Annotated in this window: 21 protein-coding genes; 7 read left to right on the plus strand and 14 right to left on the minus strand. The window is 64.4% G+C overall.

Translation table 11 applies throughout. From position 1 onward, the window contains the following. The first annotated feature begins 47 nt into the window (after nt 1–47). On the plus strand, nt 48–971 hold the full coding sequence (locus AC56DI_RS05925) for a LysR family transcriptional regulator (protein WP_496345329.1): 924 nt from the start codon (nt 48–50) through the stop codon (nt 969–971). A gap of 290 nt (nt 972–1,261) precedes the next feature. Further along, the gene (locus AC56DI_RS05930) at nt 1,262–2,140 is read left to right on the plus strand and encodes a phosphatase PAP2 family protein (RefSeq protein WP_496345330.1); all 879 of its coding nucleotides are present in this window, start codon (nt 1,262–1,264) and stop codon (nt 2,138–2,140) included. A 48-nt stretch (nt 2,141–2,188) separates the two neighbouring features. On the opposite strand, the gene ispA is transcribed toward AC56DI_RS05930, so the two are convergent. The 5 genes from ispA to AC56DI_RS05955 form a co-directional block, all read right to left on the minus strand. After that, nucleotides 2,189–3,076 carry a (2E,6E)-farnesyl diphosphate synthase gene (gene ispA / locus AC56DI_RS05935; RefSeq protein ID WP_496345331.1) on the minus strand — a complete coding sequence of 296 codons (888 nt, stop codon included), beginning with the start codon at nt 3,074–3,076 and terminating at the stop codon, nt 2,189–2,191. Then, entirely contained in the window at nt 3,073–3,315 is a 243-nt protein-coding gene (locus AC56DI_RS05940) for an exodeoxyribonuclease VII small subunit (RefSeq protein ID WP_324518677.1), read from the minus strand. Before AC56DI_RS05940 ends, ispA begins: the two co-directional genes overlap by 4 nt. A 212-nt stretch (nt 3,316–3,527) precedes the next feature. After that, complete coding sequence (gene ppa, locus AC56DI_RS05945; RefSeq protein WP_324518674.1) at nt 3,528–4,055, minus strand: inorganic diphosphatase; 528 nt, start codon at nt 4,053–4,055, stop codon at nt 3,528–3,530. A gap of 76 nt (nt 4,056–4,131) precedes the next feature. Further along, complete coding sequence (locus AC56DI_RS05950) at nt 4,132–4,950, minus strand: M90 family metallopeptidase (RefSeq protein ID WP_496345332.1); 819 nt, start codon at nt 4,948–4,950, stop codon at nt 4,132–4,134. A gap of 13 nt (nt 4,951–4,963) precedes the next feature. Further along, on the minus strand, nt 4,964–5,416 hold the full coding sequence (locus AC56DI_RS05955) for a GNAT family N-acetyltransferase (protein WP_496345333.1): 453 nt from the start codon (nt 5,414–5,416) through the stop codon (nt 4,964–4,966). A 304-nt stretch (nt 5,417–5,720) separates the two neighbouring features. On the opposite strand from AC56DI_RS05955, the gene mpl reads away from it, so the two are divergent. From mpl to AC56DI_RS05970, 3 genes are read left to right on the plus strand one after another with little or no spacing between them, the layout of a single operon-like run. Further along, nucleotides 5,721–7,070: a UDP-N-acetylmuramate:L-alanyl-gamma-D-glutamyl-meso-diaminopimelate ligase gene (mpl, locus tag AC56DI_RS05960; RefSeq protein WP_496345334.1), complete on the plus strand. Its 1,350-nt coding sequence runs from the start codon at nt 5,721–5,723 to the stop codon at nt 7,068–7,070. Beyond that, entirely contained in the window at nt 7,067–7,699 is a 633-nt protein-coding gene (gene ubiX / locus AC56DI_RS05965) for a flavin prenyltransferase UbiX (RefSeq protein ID WP_422586763.1), read from the plus strand. Before mpl ends, ubiX begins: the two co-directional genes overlap by 4 nt. After that, nucleotides 7,692–7,982 (plus strand): YceK/YidQ family lipoprotein, encoded by a 291-nt coding sequence (locus AC56DI_RS05970; protein ID WP_496345335.1) that lies wholly within the window; start codon nt 7,692–7,694, stop codon nt 7,980–7,982. Before ubiX ends, AC56DI_RS05970 begins: the two co-directional genes overlap by 8 nt. A gap of 7 nt (nt 7,983–7,989) precedes the next feature. On the opposite strand, the gene AC56DI_RS05975 is transcribed toward AC56DI_RS05970, so the two are convergent. The 4 genes from AC56DI_RS05975 to AC56DI_RS05990 form a co-directional block, all read right to left on the minus strand. Beyond that, nucleotides 7,990–8,856: an MBL fold metallo-hydrolase gene (locus AC56DI_RS05975; RefSeq protein WP_496345336.1), complete on the minus strand. Its 867-nt coding sequence runs from the start codon at nt 8,854–8,856 to the stop codon at nt 7,990–7,992. Nucleotides 8,857–8,960: 104 nt separating this feature from the next. After that, nucleotides 8,961–10,625 carry a cation acetate symporter gene (locus tag AC56DI_RS05980; protein ID WP_422586766.1) on the minus strand — a complete coding sequence of 555 codons (1,665 nt, stop codon included), beginning with the start codon at nt 10,623–10,625 and terminating at the stop codon, nt 8,961–8,963. Next, nucleotides 10,625–10,951 (minus strand): DUF485 domain-containing protein, encoded by a 327-nt coding sequence (locus AC56DI_RS05985; protein WP_496345337.1) that lies wholly within the window; start codon nt 10,949–10,951, stop codon nt 10,625–10,627. The genes AC56DI_RS05980 and AC56DI_RS05985 overlap by 1 nt, the downstream gene beginning before the upstream one ends. A gap of 120 nt (nt 10,952–11,071) precedes the next feature. After that, nucleotides 11,072–12,694 carry an acyl-CoA synthetase gene (locus tag AC56DI_RS05990; RefSeq protein WP_496345338.1) on the minus strand — a complete coding sequence of 541 codons (1,623 nt, stop codon included), beginning with the start codon at nt 12,692–12,694 and terminating at the stop codon, nt 11,072–11,074. Between the two features lie 155 nt (nt 12,695–12,849). Here AC56DI_RS05990 and AC56DI_RS05995 point away from each other — a divergent pair, with 155 nt between their 5' ends. Together AC56DI_RS05995 and AC56DI_RS06000 are read left to right on the plus strand one after the other, a co-directional pair. Beyond that, a complete protein-coding gene (locus AC56DI_RS05995) occupies nt 12,850–15,156 on the plus strand; it encodes a PAS domain-containing sensor histidine kinase (RefSeq protein WP_496345339.1) in 2,307 nt (768 codons plus the stop codon). Nucleotides 15,157–15,159: 3 nt separating this feature from the next. After that, nucleotides 15,160–15,807, plus strand: a complete 648-nt coding sequence (locus AC56DI_RS06000; RefSeq protein ID WP_496345340.1) for a response regulator transcription factor — start codon at nt 15,160–15,162, stop codon at nt 15,805–15,807. Here the strand turns inward: AC56DI_RS06000 and AC56DI_RS06005 are convergent. The 5 genes from AC56DI_RS06005 to AC56DI_RS06025 all read right to left on the minus strand — a co-directional run bounded on the left by AC56DI_RS06005 (nt 15,804) and on the right by AC56DI_RS06025 (nt 22,028). Then, on the minus strand, nt 15,804–18,389 hold the full coding sequence (locus AC56DI_RS06005) for an EAL domain-containing protein (protein WP_496345341.1): 2,586 nt from the start codon (nt 18,387–18,389) through the stop codon (nt 15,804–15,806). The two genes, AC56DI_RS06000 and AC56DI_RS06005, sit on opposite strands and share 4 nt — an antisense overlap. Before the next feature lie 66 nt (nt 18,390–18,455). Further along, on the minus strand, nt 18,456–19,067 hold the full coding sequence (locus AC56DI_RS06010) for a class I SAM-dependent methyltransferase (protein WP_496345342.1): 612 nt from the start codon (nt 19,065–19,067) through the stop codon (nt 18,456–18,458). Continuing rightward, entirely contained in the window at nt 19,068–19,709 is a 642-nt protein-coding gene (locus AC56DI_RS06015) for an oxidoreductase (RefSeq protein WP_496345343.1), read from the minus strand. A 30-nt stretch (nt 19,710–19,739) separates the two neighbouring features. Next, nucleotides 19,740–21,461 (minus strand): C13 family peptidase, encoded by a 1,722-nt coding sequence (locus tag AC56DI_RS06020; protein WP_496345344.1) that lies wholly within the window; start codon nt 21,459–21,461, stop codon nt 19,740–19,742. A gap of 111 nt (nt 21,462–21,572) precedes the next feature. After that, on the minus strand, nt 21,573–22,028 hold the full coding sequence (locus AC56DI_RS06025) for a MaoC family dehydratase (protein WP_422586774.1): 456 nt from the start codon (nt 22,026–22,028) through the stop codon (nt 21,573–21,575). Nucleotides 22,029–22,116: the final 88 nt, after the last annotated feature.

Below are 22,116 nucleotides of genomic sequence, written 5' to 3' on the forward strand. Positions count from 1 at the left end.
GTTGGCCCTGTTAGGCTGGCTGTCTCCAAGAGTGTTGGATGGCAGGCATGAATGACGCACATGAGTGGCCGGCGCTAAAGCGCCTGGACCTAAACCTGTTCCGGGTTTTCGAGGTGGTCTACCGCGAGCGCAACCTGACTCGGGCGGCGGCGCTGCTGCACCTCAGTCAGTCGGCGGTCAGCCATGCCCTGGCACGTCTGCGCGAGCAATTGGGTGATCCGCTGTTCGTGCGCGAGGGCCGTGGGGTGGCGCCGACGCCGCTGGCCGAGCAGCTGGCACCGGGGATTCTCGATGCCCTGGCCGGTTTGCAGCGCAGCGTGACGCGGGTGGCGGCGTTCGACCCGTTGCACGACCGGCGCAGCTTCAGCCTGAACATGCCGGAACAGATGGAGCCGCTGTTGCTGCCGGCGATTTGCGCCCACTTGCAGCAGCATGCACCGCAGGTGCAGGTACGCAGCACCAGCCTGCACTGGGCCGAGTTGCGCCGCGAGCTGGCCCTGGGGCGAGTCGACCTGGCGGTGGAGATCGCTCGCCCTACCGATGCGCAACTGCGCCAGCAGGTGCTGCTGCAAGACCCTTTGTGCGTGATGGTCGGCCCAGGCTTCAGTGGTGAGCTGACGGCCGAACGCTACCTGGCCTGCGAGCATGTGGCGGTGACCTCGCGGCGCCGCGGTATCTGCGTCGAGGACCTGGCGCTGGGCCATCTGGGCCTGGCCCGCCAGGTGCGGCAGCGCTGCCAGCATTACCTCTCGGCGGCCCTGCTGGTGGCTCATGCGCCGCTGCTGCTGAGCCTGCCGCGGCGCTATGCCGAACTGCTGAATGCCGGGCTGGGCAATCGCCTGCTGGACATGCCGCTGGCCCTGCCGCCGGTGACCCTGAACCTGTACTGGTCGGTGCAGGCCGAAGCTGAGCCGAGCAACCGTTGGTTGCGTCAGCAGGTGTTGGCGCTGGCTGCATCCCAGCACGGCTAACAGGCCGTTGAAAAACTACCTACGTTGCCGATACGGCGTTAAAAACAGGCCGGGACGCGACGTCTCAAAATGCTCATTTACAGCATGTAAACTCCGCTTTTGACTCGCTACGCTCGCCCTGCGGGCCAGCCTATGGCTGTTACTGCGCTTCGCTACGTTTAGCCTGTTTTTGCCTTGCCTCGGCTGCCTCGCCTACATTTTTCAACGGCCTGTTGAGGATTGCGCGGCGTACCGGTGGCGGCGACACTGCGTAACCTTGCGCCTGGCGCAACACTAACAAGAGGCCAACCATGCCCGAGCTCCTCCACGACCTGTCCTGGGTGCTGCCGCTGCGCCACGACTGGCTAACCACACTGATGCACGGCTTCAGTTACCTAGGCTACGAGAAATTCATCCTGTTCTTTCTGCCGCTGGGCTACTGGGCCTGGAACAAGGCGATCTTCCTGCGCCTGTTCCTGTTGGTGGCTTTTACCGCGGTGCTGAATGCCTGGCTCAAGGACCTCTGGCAGGACCCGCGCCCGCCGCTGGAATACCGCCTGGACCATGAGGTGGGCGCCAGTTTTGGCTTGCCTTCGGGGCATGCGCAGATCGCCGTGGTGCTGTGGTTATGGCTGGCCTATGAGGCGCGCAGCCGGGTGTTCAACTGGCTGAGTGGCTTTATCGTGCTGGGGATTATCTTCAGCCGCCTGTACCTCGGTGCCCATGACCTGGAAGACGTGCTCGGTGGCGCCGCGCTGGGTGCCTTGACCCTTGCCAGCTTTGCTCTGTTGCAGCGCTGGGAAGGCTGGCAGGCGCTCAACCCGTTCTGGCACCTGGCGTTGGTGGTGCTGTTGGCGCTGCTCTTTCAGCTCAGCTGGCGGGGTCTGGCGCCCAGCTATGTGCCGCTGCTGGCGGGGATGCTGGTGGGCGTGCTGCTTGGTTACTGGCTGGAAGGGCGGTTGCTGGATTTCCATGCCCGCACCCACTGGTGGCGCCGGTTGCTGGCGGCGTTGATCGGCGCGCTGGCGTTTATCGCTCTGCAAAGTGCACTGAAGTGGCTGGGCACGCAGTTGGCCTGGCCGGACCTGCTGTGGCAGAGCGTGCGTGGCTTGCTGTTGGGCGGCTTTGTTGCGGCCCTGATGCCCTGGCTGCTGGTGCGCCTGCGCCTGTTGCCGGCACGCTTGGGCTGAAGTGATTGGTGAACGCGTAGCCCGGATGTAATCCGGGCTACGGTAGGGCTAGCTGTTGCGGGCGACGATAAAGCGCGCCAGCGCGCGCAGCGGCTCGGCGCTTTCACCCCAGGGGCTGAGGGCGGCGATGGCCTGATCGCGTAGCTCCAGGGCGTAGCTTTTCGCCGCCGGCAGGCCAAGCAGGGCCGGGTAGGTGGGCTTGTCGTTGGCGCTGTCCTTGCCCTGGGTTTTGCCCAGGGTGGCGGTGTCGCTTTCCACGTCGAGGATATCGTCCTGCACCTGGAAGGCCAGGCCGATGGCCTGGGCATAGCGCTGCAGGGCTTGCAGTGCGGACTCGTCGGCCAGACCGCTGGCGAGGGCTCCGAGGGTCACGCTGGCCTCGATCAGGGCGCCGGTCTTGTGCCGGTGCATCAGCTCCAGGGCCGCCTGGTCGAGTTTGCAACCCACCGAACCGAGGTCGATGGCCTGGCCGCCGACCATGCCAGCCGGGCCGGCGGCGCGGGTCAGGCAACTGAGCATGCGCAGGCGCACCTCGGCGTCCAGCGGGTTGTGGCGGGCGTCGGCGAGCACTTCAAAGGCCAGGGTTTGCAGGCCGTCGCCGGCGAGTATCGCGCAGGCTTCGTCGAAGGCGATGTGGGTGGTTGGCTGGCCGCGGCGCAGGTCGTCGTCGTCCATGGCTGGCAGGTCGTCATGCACCAGCGAGTAGGCGTGAATCAGCTCCACCGCGCAGGCTGCCGCGTTGGCGCTGCTGGCGTTGCCGCCGAGGGCTTCGCAGGCGGCATACACCAGCAGCGGGCGCACCCGTTTGCCACCATTGATGACGCTATAGCGCATGGCTTGGTAGAGGCGTTGCAGTTGCGGCAGCGGTGCTTCGAAGAGGGCGGCGAGGGCGTCATCGACCCGCGCCTGGCACTGGCTCTGGTACGCGTCGATCATGCCGGCTGATCCGCGTCGAAGGGGGCTTCCTCCAGCTCGCCGTTGCGTTCGAGGAGGATCTGCACCTTCTGCTCAGCCTGGCTCAACGCCGCCTGGCAGTCGCGGGTCAGGCCGATGCCTTGCTCGAAAGCGCTGAGGGAGTCTTCCAGCGACAGCTCGCCGTTTTCCAGGCGCTCGACCAGGGTTTGCAGGTCGGCGAGGGACTGTTCGAAATCGGGCGTGGCTTTTTTGCGGGCCATGGTGGCTCTCTCGGCGGTGCTGGAACCGGCGCGACACTAGCAGAGCTAGGCCCCGCGGGCAAATCCAGGGGCCTGCTCACAGGTCTTGGCCGGCTGCGGTTTGGCCGAGTAAAAAACCTGCAGGCGCTGACGGTTGTTTGTCGTTCTGGGCTTTAAATCTTGAGGCAATAAAAAAGCCGGCTTGTGGCCGGCTCTTAGGGGGAGGGTTTGGCTTATTTTTGGTAAGCCGCAACCGCCTTTAAAATCTCGGCGCGGGCAGCGTCAGCGTTGCCCCAGCCTTCAACCTTGACCCATTTGCCTTTTTCGAGGTCTTTGTAGTTCTCGAAGAAGTGCTTGATCTGTTCCAGCAGCAGGGCTGGCAGGTCGGTGTATTCCTTAACGTCGTTGTACAGCTGCGACAGTTTTTCGTGCGGTACGGCCAACAGCTTGGCGTCGCCGCCGGCTTCGTCGGTCATGTGCAGAACGCCGACTGGACGGGCGCGGATGACCGAGCCTGGGGCGACCGGGTATGGGGTCACGACCAGCACGTCGAGGGCATCGCCATCGTCAGCCAGGGTGTTGGGGATGTAGCCGTAGTTGGCCGGATAGAACATCGGCGTGGCCATGAAACGGTCAACGAACAGGCAGTCGCTGTCCTTGTCGATTTCATACTTGATCGGCGCGTGGTTGGCCGGGATTTCGATGGCGACGTAGATGTCGTTCGGCACGTCTTTGCCGGCTGGAATCTTGCTGTAGCTCATAGGGTGACTCCCAAGGATGGGCCAAAAAAGTGGCGCGATTATAGGCATATTCGCGCGCCGTTGCTATGCCGAGAACCTACGCCATTGGTCGTGTATCTGCTGCATGGGTGTGACCGTGCAGTCGCTGCAGTCGGGCCAGTGGATCCTGGCGGTAGAAGGCGTGCAGCTGCTCGTAAACCTGTGGGTAGGCGGCCATTAGCAGGTCGGGGGCGCTGAAAAAATATTCGCTGCACACGGCAAAGAACTCGGCGGGATTCTCGCCGGCGTAGGCATCAATGGGCGGTTCGCGGTGCGGATGCTGGTCGAGTTGCTGATTGAGGTGGTCGTAGGCACTCTGCATGACGTCGGCCCAGTCGCTCTGGCGCATGTCGCGGTGCAGGGGCGGCAGGCCGTTGGCGTCGCCGTTGAGCATGTCCAGTTTGTGCGCCAGTTCGTGGATCACCAGGTTGTAGCCATCCCACTGGCCGCTCTGCTGCACGCCGGGCCAGGCCAGAATCACCGGGCCCTGCAGCCAGGCTTCGCCGCTGTGCTCGGCGTCCCACTCGTGGACCACGCCGCTGGCGTCGCGGTGTTGCTGGGGGCTGCGAAAATCGTCGGGGTAGAGCACCAGTTCGTGAAAGCCCTGGTACCAGTCGAGGTCGGCCAAGTGCAGCAGCGGCAGTTCGGCGAGGGCAGCGAGGCACAGGCGGTCGTGATCGCTGAGGCTGACGCCGGGCAGGGCGCTGAGGTGCTTGGCGTGCAGAAACAGTACAGCGCGCTGGCGCAAGCGCTGGTCTTCGACGGCATCGAGGCCGTCGAGGATCGGCAGTTGCGCGTGTACCGCTGCCCAAGCGCTATCGGCAACCGGGTGGCGAGCCAGCAGGCGGCGTTGGCGCCAAGCCTTGAACGACCACACGGGAGACGGCTAGTCAGTCATCCAGTTCGAGGGTGTAGTTCTTGAACTTGCTGTCTTCGCGAAAGCCAATCGACTCGTAGACCTTCTGCGCCACTTCGTTGTGGATGCTGGTGGACACGCGCAGGCGCACGGCGTTGGTTTCTTTGGCCAGCTTTTTGGCTTGCTGGATCAGGCGGTCGGCGACCAGCTGACGACGAGCGTCTTCGGCCACGAAGATGTCGTTGAGGATCCACACGCGTTTGAGCGACAGCGAAGAGAAACTTGGGTACAGCTGGCAGAAGCCCATGAGCTTGTCTTCGTGATCGGCCATGGCCAGGTAGATCACCGACTCTTTGCGGGTCAGGCGCTTCTCCAGAAAGCTGCGCGATGACTCCGGGTAGGGCATGGCGTCATAGAACTCACGGTATTTCACAAACAGCGGAGTCAGCAGGTCCAGGTGCTCCGGTGTAGCTTGGACTATGCGCATGGTGAGCCTCTTTTCAGTGGAGTAGGGCTAAAGGCATATGCAGGCGCTATGCCACAAACGTTTCTGATGCTGCCGAATCTAGGTAGAAAGCGCAATCCAAGCAAGCGTTTGATTTGTAGGCTTTATGCAACGCTATAGCGCTGAGGTTAAGGTAGAAACCCGTGTGCAGACCATAGCCTAGGCGCTGCTCGGCTAACCGTCGCGCTGGTCGCCCTGCGGCGCCTGCGGTAACCTGCGGGCCTGTTTCCGCAGGCCGTGTCGACCTCTGTTGAGGGCGCATTCATGGCCGCTTTTGAGGTCAAGCATGCACATCCATATTCTCGGTATCTGTGGCACCTTCATGGGCTCGCTGGCCGTGCTGGCCAAGGAGTTGGGCCACCGGGTGACCGGCTCCGACGCCAATGTCTATCCGCCCATGAGCACCCAGTTGCAGGCTCAGGGCATTGAGCTGACCCAGGGTTACGATGCCGCTCAGCTGACGCCGGCCCCGGACCTGGTGGTGATCGGTAATGCCCTGTCGCGGGGCAACCCGGCGGTGGAATATGTGCTGAATCAGGGCCTGCCCTATGTTTCCGGCCCGCAGTGGCTGGCCGACCATGTGCTGCAGGGTCGCTGGGTACTGGCCGTGGCGGGCACCCATGGCAAGACCACCACCAGCAGTATGTTGGCTTGGGTGCTGGAACATGCCGGCATGAGTCCGGGCTTTCTGATTGGCGGTGTGCCGCAGAATTTTGGTATTTCCGCACGTCTGGGCGGCACGCCGTTCTTTGTGGTCGAGGCCGATGAGTACGACAGCGCCTTTTTCGACAAGCGCAGCAAGTTCGTCCACTACCGCCCGCGCACCGCGATCCTGAATAACTTGGAGTTCGACCACGCGGATATCTTCCCGGATCTCGCGGCCATCGAGCGGCAGTTCCACCACCTGGTGCGGACCATTCCCGGTGACGGCCTGATCATTCATCCGCAGGGCGAGGCCGCCTTGCAGCGGGTGATTGGGATGGGCTGCTGGACCCCGGTGCAAACCACCGGTGATGGCGGCCAGTGGCAGGCGCGCCTGCTGCATGACGACGGCTCGCGCTTCGAGGTGCGTTTCGACGGCGTGGCCCAAGGTGTGGTCGAGTGGGAACTGACAGGCCAGCACAACGTTGCCAACGCGCTGGTCTGCCTGGCGGCGGCGCGCCATGTCGGCGTGGTGCCGGAACTGGGCATCGCTGCCCTGAGCGCCTTTATGAACGTCAAACGGCGGATGGAGAAAGTCGCCGAAGTCCGTGGCGTGACCATCTATGACGACTTCGCCCACCATCCGACGGCCATCGCCACCACCCTCGACGGCCTGCGCAAGCGCATCGGCGGTGCGCGCTTGATCGCCATCGTCGAGCCACGTTCCAACTCGATGAAACTCGGCGCCCACCGCGACGGCTTGCCCGAGTCGGTGGTGCAGGCCGACCATGTGTTCTGGTACGCACCAGCCAACCTCGGCTGGGACCTGGCCGCGACGGTGGCCAGCAGTACGGTGCCGACCACGGTGTGTGACTCGCTGGAACAGATCATCGCCGCCGTGACCGCCTTGGCCACGCCGGGTACGCAGATTGTGGTGATGAGCAACGGCGGCTTCGGCGGCCTGCACGGCAAACTCGCGGAAGCGCTGCAATGAGTAGCCCAGATCGCGTCACCCTGGCCATGACCGGTGCCTCGGGCGCCCAGTACGGCCTGCGCCTGCTGGATTGCCTGGTGCGTGAAGAGCGCGAGGTGCACTTCCTGATTTCCAAGGCCGCGCAGCTGGTGCTGGCCACCGAAACCGATGTCACCCTGCCGCCCAAGCCCCAGGCTATGCAGCAGTTTCTCAGCGAATACACCGGCGCCAGCGCCGGGCAGATCCGCGTGTATGACAAGGAAGACTGGATGGCCCCGGCGGCCTCCGGCTCCGGTGCGCCCACGGCGATGGTGGTGGTGCCGTGCTCGACCGGCACCTTGTCGGCGATTGCCACGGGCGCCTGCAATAACCTCATTGAGCGCGCTGCTGATGTCGCGATCAAAGAGCGCCGGCAGCTGATTCTGGTGCCGCGCGAGGCGCCGTTTTCCAGCATTCATCTGGAGAACATGCTCAAGCTGTCGAACCTCGGGGTGACCATCCTGCCGGCCTCGCCAGGCTTCTATCACCAGCCGCAGAGCATCGACGACCTGATCGATTTCGTCGTCGCGCGCATTCTCAATTGCCTGAATATTCCCCAGGACATGCTGCCGCGCTGGGGCGAACAGCACCGTGGTAGCCGTGATGAATAAGCCCCTGGCGCTGCTGTTGGTGGCCAGCCTGCTGCTGCCCGGCTGCGCCAGCGTGCGTACCGCCGACGCGGCCAAGCAGGGCGCGCCGTTGATCTACTCCGGCACCCGCCTGGACTGGTACAGCCTGCATGGTGGCTGCTGTCCAATGGATCGTTTCGGCGCCGAAGCGCCTAAGCATGCTTGGCTGGATTTACCCTTCAGCATGCTGCTGGACACGTTGTTTCTGCCGTTCACCGTGGCCGCCGAGCTGGGCGTTAATCTCGGCGTGCAGGGCGGCTTCTAAGCGCCGGTTACTGCTGCAAGCCCTGCACCGTCAGCCAGCTTTCGCTCAGGCTGTAGCGACCATTTTCATCGCGGGCCACGCGGCCCATGGCCACTTGCGGGTCGTGGGTGAAGACGATGCGGCCGTTGCGCGCCAGCAGGCTGTCGAGCAGGCATTCCTTTTCTTCGATCAGGCCTTCGGGAAAGCGGTCATATCCCATGGTTATCGGCAGGTGCACCCAGGGTGCGCCGGGGATCAGGTCGCCGGCAAACAGCACCGGGCCGTCGGCCATGGCCACTTCCGGAAGCATTTGCCCGGGGCTGTGGCCATCGCTCCAGTGCAGGTGCCAGCCGGCGCCGAGCAGCGGGGTGCTGGTGCATTCGTCGAGCAGGTGCAGGCGGCCGCTGGCCTGCAGCAACTCCAGCAAGTCAGGGATAAACGACGCGCGGTCACGCGGGTGCGGACGGCTGGCGCGCTGCCAGTGGCGCTTGCCGGTGATGAACTGGGCCTTGGGGAACAGCAGGCGCGGCGGTTGGTCGGCCTCCCAGGCGGCGAGCAGGCCACCGGCATGGTCGAAGTGCAGGTGGGTGAGCACCACGATGTCGATGTCGGCATCGCTCAGGCCCAGCTTGGCCAGGTTGTCGAGCAGCACATGGCGGTCTTCCTGCACGCCGAAGCGCTGCTTTAGCTCGGGGCTGAAGAAGGCGCCGATGCCCGTCTCGATCAGGATATTGCGCCCCGGCTCCTGCACCAGCAGAGCGCGGCAGCCGAGGTCGATGCGGTTGTCGGCGTCGGGTTGTACCCAGCGCTGCCACAGGACCTTGGGGGCGTTGCCGAACATGGCGCCGCCGTCGAGCTTCTGGGTGTTGCCATTAAGGGTGGTGAGGGTGCGCATGACGGTGTCCTGTAAGGGCGGGCAGCACAGTGGACGCCAGCCCGGAATAAAAAAGCACGGCGCCCCGCGGGAGGCGCCGTGCCAACGCTCAATGGTTTAGCCGATTAGTGGTTGGAGGCCGCAGCGGCGCCCAGGCCGGTTTGTGCACGCACAAACTGGTCGTCGAAGGCGGCGCGCTCTTTGGCCGCGCGAGGGCTGCGGTCGAGCTTGGAGACCACGACGATGACCAGAAAGGCCAGTGGCATGGAGAACAGTGCCGGGTGGTCGTAGGGGAAGATCGCCTGGGCATTGCCCAGCACGGTAACCCATACCGCCGGCGACAGGACGACCAGCAGCATGGCGCTGACCAGCCCGGTGAGGCCGCCGAGCAGGGCACCCTTGGTGGTCAGGTCCTTCCAGTACATGGCCATGATCAGCACCGGGAAGTTGGTCGAGGCGGCCACGCCGAAGGTCAGGCCGACGAGGAACGCCACGTTCATCTTCTCGAACAAAATACCCAGGCAGATGGCGATGATGCCCAGGCCTACGGTGGCCATGCGGGTGACGCGCATCTCGTCCTTCTCGCTGGCCGTACCCTTCTTCAGCACGGTGGCATAGAGGTCATGGGAGATCGCCGAGGCGCCTGCCAGTGCCAGGCCCGAGACCACGGCGAGGATGGTGGCGAAAGCCACGGCCGAGAGGAAGCCGAGGAACAGGTTGCCGCCCACGGCCTTGGCCAGGTGCATGGCGACCATGTTGCCGCCGCCGATCAGGGCACCGCTGGTGTCACCACCGACGAAGAACTGCGGGTCTTTGCCGACGATGACGATGGCCGCAAAGCCCAGCACCATCACCACCAGGAAGAAGAAGCCGATAAAGCCGGTGGCGTAGAACACCGACTTACGCGCTTCCTTGGCATTCGGCACGGTGAAGAAGCGCATCAGGATGTGCGGCAGCCCGGCGATGCCGAAGACCAGGCCGAGGGACATCGAGGCGGCGTTGATCGGGTCGGCGAGCATGCTGCCCGGGCCCATGATCTTGTCGCCAATGGCGTGGGCATCCACCGCCTGGGCGGCGAGGGTTTCGAAGCTGAAGCCGAACTCGGCCATGGTCAGGCCCGCCAGGGTGGTGCCACCGGCCAGCAACAGCACGGCCTTGATGATCTGCACCCAGGTGGTGGCGATCATGCCGCCGAAGATCACATACACCAGCATCAGGGCGCCGACCACCATCACCGCGGTGGAGTAGTCGAGGCCGAACAGCAGCTTGATCAGCTGGCCGGCGCCGACCATCTGCACCACCAGGTAGCAGCACACCACGGTCAGCGAACCGAAGGCGGCGAAGGTGCGGATCTGCGTCTGGTCGAGGCGGTAGGAGACGATATCGGCGAAGGTGAAACGGCCAAGGTTGCGCAGGCGTTCGGCCATCATAAAGGTGATCAGCGGCCAGCCGACGAAGAACGCTACGGTGTAGACGAAACCGTCATAGCCCTTGGCAAACACCAGGCTGGACAAGCCCAGCAGGGTGGCGGCGGACATATAGTCGCCGGCAATCGCCAGGCCGTTCTGGAAGCCACTGATGCCGCCACCGGCGGTGTAAAAGTCAGCGGTGGATTTGGTTTGTCGTGCGGCCCACCATGTGATGGCCAGGGTGCCGAGGACGAAGACGAAGAACATGCCGATGGCATGCAGGTTGAGCGGTTGTTTTTCCGCCGTCAGCAGCGGTGCGGCGATGGCGGCCATGGGCGCCAGGCACAGGGCGGCGAGGCTCAGGGAGAGAGTGCGGCGCATTATTTCAGCTCCTCCAGCAGTTGCGCGCTGAGCGCGTCGAACTCGGTATTGGCGGTGCGTACGTACCAGCCGGTAAGCAGCCAGGACACCACGATGATGGACGCAGCCACCGGGATGCCGACCGAGAGCATGCCGCCCTGGCTCAGCGGGGCGTGCAGCCACTGCGGGGCAAAAGCCACCACCAGCATGAAGCTGTAATAGGTGCCCAGCACTGCGGCACTCAGCGACCAGGACAGCCGCGAGCGGCGGCGCACCAGTTGCTGGAATTTGGGATTTCTGCGAATGCGATCGCAGCTCTGGGCGTGGGACGGCGCAGTTAAGCTCATGCGGATTTCCTGGTTTTTGTTGTGGATGGAGCGGCTCGCCCACCAATCGCGGGGCGCAGCGTGGCCTGACGCGCTTGCAGCGCGCGCCAGGAACATGCCGAAAGTGCTGCGGTTGGGCGCTTAGAGCGCCTTGGCCATGTCGCGCAGCACGAACTTCTGGATCTTGCCGGTGCTTGTTTTCGGCAGCTGGGTGAACACCACCGTGCGCGGCACCTTGAAGCCGGCCAGATGGTCGCGGCAGAAGCTGATGATTTCGGCCTCGCTGACGTCCTGGTGGTCGGTCTTGAGGGTGATAAAGGCGCAGGGGGTTTCGCCCCATTTCTCATCCGGACGTGCTACCACGGCGGCTTCCAGCACCCCGTGGTGGCGATAGAGCACGCCTTCCAGCTCGATGGTGGAGATGTTCTCGCCGCCGGAAATGATGATGTCCTTTAGGCGGTCGCGGATTTCCACGTAGCCGTCCGGGTGACACACAGCCAGGTCGCCGGTATGGAACCAGTCGCCCTCGAAGGCTTCGGCGGTGGCGGTGGGGTTTTTCAGGTAGCCCTTCATCACCGTGTTGCCGCGCATAAAGATCTCGCCGATGGTTTCCCCGTCGCGCGGTACCGGCTCGAGGGTTTTCGGGTCGCCGACCATCACTGCTTCCAGGGTTGGGTAGCGCACGCCCTGACGGGCCTTGATCACCGCGCGCTCTTCCAGCGGCAGGGCGTCCCACTCGGCGTGCCAGGCACACAGGGTGACCGGGCCGTAGACCTCGGTAAGGCCATAGACGTGGGTGACGTGGATGCCCATTTCCTCGACCGCGCCGATCACCTTGGCGGGTGGCGCCGCGCCAGCGACCATGGCCTTGACCGGGTGGTCGATGGCGGCCTTGGCCGAGTCGGGCATGTTGACCAGGGCGTTGAGCACGATCGGTGCGCCGCACAGGTGGGTGACCTGCTCATCGCGGATCAGGTTGAGGATCTTTTGCGGGTCGACGCGACGGAGGAACACATGCACGCCGGCCAGGGCGGTGATGGTCCAGGGGTAGCACCAGCCGTTGCAGTGGAACATCGGCAGGGTCCACAGGTACACCGGATGGTTGCCCATGGCCCAGGTCATCTGGTTGCCCAGGGAGTTCAGGTAGGCGCCACGGTGGTGGTAGACCACGCCCTTGGGGTTGCCGGTGGTGCCGGAGGTGTAGTTGAGGCTGATGGCGTCCCACTCATCAGCCGGCCACTGCCAGGCAAACTCGGGGTCGCCTTCGGCCAGCAGGGCTTCGTAGTCGAGGTCGCTGACCGCCTGGCCTTCGCCGTATTCCGGGTCATTGACGTCGATCACCAGCGGCGGGTGGTCGAGCATGCCGACGGCGGCGTGGATCACGTCGAAGAACTCGCGGTCGGCAATCAGCGCCTTGGCTTCGCCGTGCTGCAGCATAAAGGCGATGGCTTCGGCATCCAGGCGCACGTTCAGCGGGTTGAGCACCGCGCCGATCATCGGCACGCCAAAGTGCGCTTCGAGCATTTCCGGAATGTTCGGCAGCATCACCGCCACCGTGTCGCCCTTTTTGATCCCACGGCCAGCCAGGGCCGAGGCCAGGCGTCGGCAGCGAGCATAGGTGGTGGCCCAGTTGCGGCGGATGGCGCCATGCACCACGGCCGGGTACTGCGGATAGACCGCGGCCGTACGTTCGATAAAGCTCAGCGGGCTGAGGGCAATGTGGTTGACGGCAGCGGGGCTGAGACCTTGATCGTAGATCGACATGGCAGATGACACCTTTGGCGAATGGTTAGCGCTGGATATTCCGGTAGCCTGTGCAGCATTACCGGTTAATGGCCGGGTGAGATTTATAAGTTTTACTGGCTGTATATGGAAGCTATACCATGGTTGTATAGGTTAATTACTATAGGATTTTGCCGATGACTCTGCCGGTCGATGCCCTGGCGGTGCCCTTGCACAGTTGGTTGCGTTTGCAGCGCGAAGCCGTGCCCCTGGCTCAGCGTGCCGAGGCCTTGCGCCATGCCGTGCTGGCTTGTGGGCCGGTGCGCCAGGCCTGGTACCTGTGCTGGCAGGCCAGCAGTCGCACCTATGCCCAGGAAGGTGGCGGCTTAGCCTTGCCGCCGGGCCAGGGCGACCCGCTGGCGGCCAGCGATTTGCTGTTGTTCGAGCAGTTGCAGCAGCAGCCCCAGCTTAGCCTGGAGGCGTTGCGCCAGTTGCCGTGCTGGTTGGCCGGACGCCTGCGTCGCGCAGCCCTCAGTCATGGCCAAGCACTGGCTCTGGAGTTGCTGCCGGGGCAGCCGGGCGTGCTGTTGCTGGAGGTGGATGAAGGCGCCAGCCTTGACTGGCTGCCCTGGTTGCGCACCTTGCTGAGCCAACTGACCCAACTGGCCGCCGGTATAACCCGCAGCGCACCACTGCTGGCGGCCGATCCGCAGCCGAGTCTGTTGCTGGACGCTGAGGCGCAGTTGCTGGAGTACAACCTGGCTCTGCAGGGCCTGTTGGCCGAGCGCCCGCTGAGTGCGCTGACCCAGTTGCTGCCGGTTAACTATGTACCGCTGGTGCGCGCCTGCCTGAGTCAGGGCCGGGCCATCGAAGCAGTGGAGGCTGAGGATGGCGCGCGCATCCTGATCTGGAGCTTTATTCCCGACCCGGTGGCGCAGCGGGTGTTGGCGCGCTGCCGGGATGCCAGCGTCGAGGTGCGCGAGGCCCGCGAGGCCACTCAGGCCCGGCGCTTGTACCGGCTGATCACCGAGAACACCACCGACCTGATTTCCCGCCACACCCCGGACGGCTGCTTCCTCGATGCCTCGCCGGCCAGCTGGACCCTGCTCGGTTACTGGCCGGAGCAGCTGCGCGGGGTGCGGGTGCAGAGCCTGTTCCATCCCCAGGACCAGGACCTGCTGGTGCAGCGCACCGCCGAGGCGCTGGAGCAGGCCGGCTATCACACCATGACCTATCGCATCCGCCACCAGGCCGGCCACTACCTGTGGTTCGAAACCGCCAGCCGGGCGATCCGCGAAACCTACACCGGTGCCGTGGTGGAAGTGGTCAGCGTGTCGCGCGATATCACCGCCCGCGTGCAGGCTGAAGAGAACCTGCGGCGCCTGGCCGAAGTGGTCGAGGCCAACACCGACCTGGTGCTGTTTATCGAGGCCGATGGTGCCCTCGGCTATCTCAATCCGGCGGCACGGCGTGCCCTTGGCCTGGACGCAGATGCCGCGCTGCCGGCCCTCGACAGCCTACTGCCAGCGGCTGACTTGCAGCGCTTGCATGGCGAGGGGCGACTGACCGCCGAGCAGCAAGGCGTGTGGAACAGCGAAGCGCAGTTGCTGCGCCAAGCGGCGCCGCCGTTGCCGGTGTCGCTGGTGCTGTTGGCTCACTGCGCGGCCGGCGGCGAGCGCTATTACTCGCTGGTGGCCCGCGACATGACCGAGCGCGAATTGCGCGAGGCCCAGCAGCGCCGCCATCAGGACGAGCTGGCCCACACCGCACGGCTGGTCACCCTTGGCGAGCTGGCCTCGGGCATCGCCCACGAAATCAATCAGCCGCTGGCAGCGGTGGTCAATTATGCCGGCGCCAGCCAGCGCTACCTGCAAAGCCTGGGCAGCAATCCGCAGGCGGCCGCGCGGGTGGCCCAGGGCCTGGAGCGAATTACCGAACACGCCAATCACGCTGCCGAAGTGATCAAGCGCCTGCGCGGTTTCCTGCGCAAGGGCCAGCGCCGCATGCAGGCGCTGCAGCCGGACGAGGTGGCTCGCGAGGCGGTGCGCCTCTGTCAGTGGGAGGCCAGTAACCGGCAGATCAGCATCGATGAAGCCTTCGACTCCGGCCTGCCCAGCGTGTATGCCGACCGCGTGCTGCTCGAACAGGTGCTGCTCAACCTGCTGCGCAACGCCTTGGATGCCAACCGCGACGCCCATCCCCACGAGCCCTCGCGGATCGAGCTGAGCGCCCACGAGGAGGGCGGCCAGCTGTGCATCCGCGTCACCGACCAGGGCGCTGGCGTGGCGGCGGACGTGCTGGCGCATATCTTCACCCCGTTCTACACCAGCAAACCCGAGGGCTTGGGCTTGGGGCTGTCCATGAGTCGCAGCATCATCGAAGGTTTCGGCGGCGCTCTGGAGGCCCATCCAGACCCCGGCGGTGGCCTGTGTCTGGAGTGCCGCCTGCCCCTGGGCCGCAGCGAAACCGAATCATCAGAACAAACAGAATTAACCGAGGACTGAGAGATGCCGGCACAAGCGCAACAACAGGTGTACGTGGTCGATGATGACCAGGGCATGCTCGACTCCACCGTCTGGCTGCTGGAGTCGGTGGGCCTCAAGGCGCTGCCGTTTACCAGTGGCCGGGCTTTTCTCGAGGCCTGCGATCCGGCCAGCAATGCCTGCGTGCTGCTGGACGTGCGGATGCCCGGCATGGGCGGCCTGAACGTGCAGGAGGAGCTGCGGCGGCGCGGCATCGAGTTGCCGCTGATCTTCGTCAGCGGGCATGCCGACGTGCCCATCGTGGTCCGCGCTTTTCGCGCCGGCGCGGTGGATTTCATCGAGAAGCCCTATAACCAGCAGCTGCTGCTGGACAGCGTGCAAGAGGCCCTGGCCCGGCGCCCGGCCAGCACCGCGCAAGCAGATCCGCGCCTGCAGGCGGTGCAGGAACGCCTGGCCAGCCTGACCCCCCGTGAACGCGACGTACTGCTACCGCTGGTGCGGGGCTACACCAACCGGGAAATGGCCGAGCAACTGGCGATCAGCGTCAAGACCATCGACCTCTATCGCTCGCGGGTGATGAAGCGCATGCAGGCCGAAACCCTGGCCGAGCTGGTGGGCATGGTGATTGCGGCCGGGCTGGTGGATGCCCTGGAGCTGCGTGGCACGCCTTAACCGCGGTTGACCTGGCTGGCGTCCAGCGCCTCGGCAGGGCCGGGGCGGCCGAACAGGTAGCCCTGGAATTTTCGGCAGCCTAGTTGGCGCAGAAGGTCGAGTTGCTCCTGGCGTTCCACGCCTTCTGCAATCACCTCCAGCTCCAGGCTTTGGCCGAGGGCGAGGATGGTGCGCACGATGGCCACATCATTGGCGTCGCTGAGCAGATCGTGGACAAAGCTCTGGTCGATTTTCAGACGTGCTAGTGGCAGGCGCTTGAGGTAGCTGAGGGATGAGTAGCCGGTGCCGAAATCGTCCAGGGCAAAGCGCACGCCGCGCTCACGCAGAATTAGCATGCGCTCGATCATCGCCTCGACATCCTCGGCCAGCTGGCTTTCGGTCAACTCCAGCTCCAGGCGTGCGGGGTTGGCGCCGCTGTCGGCCAGGGCGTGCAGTACATCTTCGACAAACTCCGGGCCGTGCAGTTGGCGGGCGCTGACATTCACCGCCAGGGTCAGCTGGGTGCACTGTGGGTCCTGGCGCCAGGTCGCCAGTTGGGCACAGGCGCTGCGCAGGATAAATCGCCCCAGGGGCAGGATCAGGCCGCAGCTCTCGGCCAGCGGGATGAATTCCCCCGGCGATACCACGCCGCGCTGCGGGTGTTGCCAGCGCACCAGGGCTTCGGCGCCCAGTAACTGGCCGTTAAGGCCGATCTGGGGTTGGTAATGGAGAAAGAATTCGCCACGCTCCAGGCCTTCGCGCATCTCCCGTTCCAGCGCTGTGCGGGTGTTGATGCGCGCTTGCATCTGCGGGTTGAAGAAGCGCAAGGCGTTGCGCCCACCACCCTTGGCTTCGTACATGGCCAGGTCCGCGCGCTTGAGCAACTCTTCGGCATCGCCCTGAGCGTCGGAAAACAATGCCACGCCAATGCTGGCCGTGCAGGTGTGTGACTGGCCAGCGAGGATGTAAGGTGCGGCCAGGCTGCGCTGTAGTTTGCCGGCGGCGGCCTCAATCGCACTGATGGCCAGCTCGGGCTGACGCGCCAGGCCTTCAAGCAATACCACAAATTCATCGCCGCCGAGGCGCGCCAGGGTATCGCCGGCGCGGCTGTGCTCGCGCAGGCGTTCGCTGACCTGTTGCAGCAGTTGGTCGCCGAGGGCGTGGCCGCGGGTGTCGTTGATGTCTTTGAAACGGTCCAGGTCGATAAATAGCAGGGCGCCGTCCTGGCGTTTGCGCCCTTGCCGGGTCAGGGCCTGGTGCAGGCGATCAAGCAGCAGGCGGCGGTTGGCAAGGCCGGTGAGGGGGTCATAGAAAGCCAGTTGATGAATCTGTTCGAGGTTCTTCTTGTGCTCGCTGATGTCGGTGGAAATCCCGCACAGGGCGTAGATCGAGCCGTCTGGATGGCGCAGCGGGATCTTGACTGAGAGAAAGGTGTGCGCCGGGCTGCCGTCGGCGCTGCGATTGATCTCCTCGGTCTCCACCCGTTCGCCCCGTTGCAGCACTAGGCGATCATTTGCCTGCAGGTTGGTCACGGTCTCGGCATCGAAGAAGGCGGCGTCGGTCTGGCCGACCACGACCTGTTGTGGCTGGCCGAACAGCTCGCAGACTTTGCGGTTGGCGTATTGATAGCGCAGCTCGTGATCCTTGATGTAGATAAACGCATCGACGCTGTCGAGGATGGTGTTCAAGCGCTTTTCTTCGTTGAGGATGTGCCGGGTCTGCGCGGCCACCCGCCGGCGCAGCCACAGGTTGCCGGCCACGGCCACGAACAGCATCGCGACCAGCGCCGCCAGGCCCCACCACAGTGTCGTGGGGATGCGCCGAGGCAGTGGCTGGCCGCCCCAGCGTTCGAGGATCTGGTAGTACACCGAGTGGTTGTCGGCCTGTAGGGATTGCAGTCGTTGATCGATGGCGGCCAGCAGGGCGCCATTGCGGCCCTTGCCGCTGGCGTAAAACAGCCGCGCCGGCTGGAACATGATGCTGGTGTCACGCAAGCCGAAGCGCGGGGCCTGATAGTCGCCAAAGCGTTGATTGGCCACCGCTGCATCGGCACCGCCGCTGGCCACCAGGGCAAAGCTGTCGAGCAGGCTGTTTTGCGGCAGCAGCTCGGCTTGGATGCCAAAGCTGTCGAGCAGGTTTTTCAGGTACTCCTGTTGCACCGAGCCCTTAAGCACGGCGATGCGTCGACCTTGCAGGTCCAGTAGCGAGGCCAGGCGTAGGTTGCCCTGGCTGTACAGCTGTGACCAGCTGAACAGGGCCGGGGTGGTATGAAAGCTGAGGAAGGCTGCCCGCTCTTCGCTCCAGGCGACGTCCGGCATCAGGTCGATGGTGCCGTCACGGGTTTGCTCCAGGCATTGTTGCCACTCGCAGGGCACCGCTTGCAGGGTCCAGCCCTCGGCCTCGGCGATTTGTTCCAGCAGCTCGCCGAGAATCCCCGACAGATGCCCGTCGGCGTTCAGCAGCAGTTTGGGTTCGTTGGCATAAACGCCGACACGCACTGTTTCCGCACTGGCCGAGATATTTATTAACACCCCTACGGCCAGCAGCAGGGCGCGCAGCAGTGGTGTTTTGGGGCGGGCAGACAGCAGGGTGTTATCGGGCACGGCAAGAATCCCTAAGAGGTATTTTTACCTTAGCTCAGGGCGTGTGGCAGCACCGTTAATTGCTCTTTAATCGGCCCAGCCGCGCGACACCCAGGTCATCGGCCGCGGGCCTTTCAGGTAGCTGCTATCGAGCTGGCCAATGCTGAAGCCGCCAGCACGGATCAGCGCGGGAATATCGCGGTTCAGGTGGCAGCCGCCGCTGAATGGCTTCCACAGCGGGGTCAGGCGATTTTGCCAGCGCACCACGGGCAGGTCCGGGGCCAGACCGTGCTCGCTGAACAGCAGCTTGCCGCCGGGTTTGAGCACCCGGCGCATCTCCTGCAGGGCGGCCATGGCGTCGGGGATGGTGCACAGTGTGAAGGTACAGACGATGCTGTCGAAGCTGGCATCGGCGGCCTGGATCTGCCCCAGTTCCAGGGCGATCATTTCGACCGGGATACTGATCTCTGCGGCCCGTTGCTGGGCCAGCTTCTGCATGGCCGCCGAGGGATCGACGCCGACGATCACACTGACCTTGGCCGGGTCGTAGAAACTCAGGTTCAGGCCGCTGCCGATGCCGATCTCCAGTACCCGGCCCTCGGCCTGCGGGACGATCTGCGCGCGAGTCTTCATCACCGCGCCCATGCCGCAGGCGAAGTCGATCAGGTGCGGCAGCACATGCTGGTCGTACAGGTTCATTTAGCGTCCCAGCCGGCGTAGTTGGTCTGATTCGATGATGCGTGTGCCGTCCTGCTCTTCCAGGGCCAGGCGCCAGAGCGCGTGGGCCAGGGTGCAGGCCTTGATGCCGCGGTACTTGCCCGGAATCCAGCGTGCCAGGGGCGCCAGCAAGCGCTCGCCAAGGCGAAATTCACGCCGCGCACCGAGCAGCAGGGACGGTCGGACGATGGTCAGTTGTGGCCAGTCCTGAGCCTGCAGCGCAGCTTCCAGTTCGCCTTTGACCCGGTTGTAGAACACTGCCGAGTGCGCATCGGCGCCCAGGGCGCTGATCACCAGCAGGTGGCGGGCGCCGAGGGCGCGAGCGCGTTCGGCAAAGGCCAGGACCAAATCATGGTCGACGGCGCGAAAGGCCGTCTCGGAGCCGGCTTGCTTGATCGTGGTGCCCAGGCAGCAGAAGGCGATATCAATATTGCCGCTCAGGTGTGGCAGCAGCGCAGCCAGCTCGCCGACCGGGTTCTCCAAGTGCGGATGGGCCGCCAGTGGCCTGCGGCTTGGGGCCAGCACGCGGGCCACGGTCGGCTCATTGAGCAGGCGGTCGAGCAGGTGTTCGCCGGTCAGGCCAGTGGCGCCGGCGAGCAAAATGCGTTGCGGGGTCAGGTACATAGACAGGCTCTCAGAGTAGTAATGGTCAGCTTAGTGGCTGGCTCTTGGTTTGTCCGTGCTCGTGGCGCTCAGCGCCTTTTCGGCCTGTTGTTTACGCATTTTGTGCCATTGAGCGAGCACCGCTTTGGGTGCCCAGATCTGCGGCTCAGAGGGTTGGAAGTCTTCCGCTTTTTCTCGTGCGGCAATGTGCTTCTTTGCCAGCTCAAAGGCCTGCTGCAAGTCGTCCGTCTGGTTCAGGGCGTCGCTCAGGAAGGCGCGGCCGAAGTAGGTGAGGTCGGCGTCTTCCGAGCAGCCAAAGGACACCCGGTCGGCGCGCGCCGCGCTGATCACCAGGGTCTTGGCATCTTTCAGGGGCGGGATAAAACCGCCTGAATAGCAGGCGGAAACCACCACCACCTTGTGCCGTTGCTGCAAGGGCTTGAGCACCTCGGCCAGGGCGTTGGCGGGCAGGTCGTTGAGTTCCAGGCGTGGCTGCACCAGGGACAGCTCATGGCGGCTGGAACCGTGGCTGGTCAGGTAGATAAAAATCAGGTCTTCTGGACCGCTGCGCTGGGCCAGGGTCTGCACCGCGCGGCTGAGATTTTCGCGGGTGGCCAGGGGGCGGTCTTGCAGGTGGTCGCGGTGGTTGATCAGGCTGATCTGGCCGCGGGCGCCAAAGCGCTGGCTGATCAGCTGATTGGCGAAGTCGGCCTCGCGCAGGAACACGCTCTGCTGGCCATCGCCAGCCACCGTCAGGCTGTACAGCTCAATCGCTGGGGTCGAGGCGGGGACGGCCGCCAAGGCTTGTTCGAGTAGCGCGCCCTGGGCCAGTAAACCCAGTTCCAGCGGATCGCTGATGGTTTTCTGGTGTTCGTCGCTGCGCCGTTCGCCGTAGTGCCATTCGCCGGCCTGCACGGTGCCATCGGCAAGGGTCATGCGTCCTGGGCCGTGGTACAGGTCACGGGCGAACTGACCCTCGTAGACGCTGCCGTCAGCCAGGCTCAAACGGCCCTGGCCGGCAAAGCGCCAGTGGCTGAACTGGCCCTGGTAGTGGCGCTGGTCGCCGCCATGGAATTCCCCTGGACCGGTCAGCGCGCCCTGCTTGAAAGTGCCCAGCCACACTTCACCCTCGGCACTTTCATAGCGGCCCTGGCCGTGGAACTGATTGTCGCGGAATGCGCCGCTGTAGCTGGCGCCATCGCTGCCGCTGTAGCTGCCCTGGCCGTTGAGCTGGCCATGGACGAACTCGCCGGTGAAGCGTTCGCCTTCGGCGTCGCTGCGGCTGCCTTGACCGCTGGGTTCGCCCTGTTTGAAAGCGCCCTGGTAGCGGCTGCCGTCGGGCAGGTCGAGGGTGCCGAAGCCGTGATAGCGGTCGGCCTTGAAACCGCCGCGGTAACTCAGCGCCCCTTGCTGCAACTGGCCTTCGCCGTGGCGGCGGCCGTGCTTGAATTGGCCCTGATAGCGGTTGCCGTCCGCATCGCTGAGCTCGCCCTGGCCGTGGAACAGGCCCTGACGGAATTCGCCGACATAGCGCTCGCCATTGCTGCCCTGCCATTCACCGTGGCCGTCGGCTTGGCCGTCCTTGAACTGCCCGGCGTACCAACTGCCATTGCGGTAATCGACCCGCCCCTGGCCCTGCAGTAAACCGTCGACAACCTCGCCACGGTAGCGGCCACCATCCGGCAGCACAGCATTGGGCGGAGTCAGGGGTTCGCCCTGGCCACAGGCGGTCAAGAGCAAGGCAAGGCTTAAGGGGGCAAGCAGGTGGCGCATGGCAGACATCCAGGTCGACGAGGCTTGGGCAGTATGCCGCAAAGTAGCGGGGGAGAAATGCACACGGGGCGCCATTGGCGCCCCGTGCAGGTTACGGCACTGCGTCTGCGTTCAGACGAAGCAGAGGGTCAGCGGTTCGGCGATGTAGGCCGGTTTCGGTGAGCCTTCGATTTCCAGCACGGCTTTGGCTTTAAGCAGCCACTGGCCGGGGTTCTTTTCGTTGGCATCGACCAGGGTCACCACCAGGCGCACCTTGGAGTTGACCTTGACCGGCTGGATAAAGCGCACGCTGTCGAGGCCATAGTTGACGGCCATCTTCAGGCCTTGCGGCATGATCATGATTTTTTCCATCAGCATCGGCACCAGCGACAACGACAGAAAGCCGTGAGCAATGGTGCTGCCGAACGGGGTCAGCTTGGCTTTTTCTGGATCGACGTGGATGAACTGGTGGTCGCCGGTGCATTCGGCAAACTGGTTGATGCGCTCTTGGTCGATGGTCAGCCAGTCGGAACTGCCGAGTTCCTTGCCGATATAGTCCTTGAGTTCTGCTACGGGTACGAGCGGCATAGATGCTCCTTGGGGGCGCGGGTGTTGTTATTTTTAGGGGTGTAACTCCTTGACCCCTAGATCACCATGCAGGGCCTGCCCGGTCAAG

This window comes from Pseudomonas sp. BGA-UO-ETr-WB11, from assembly GCF_059567785.1.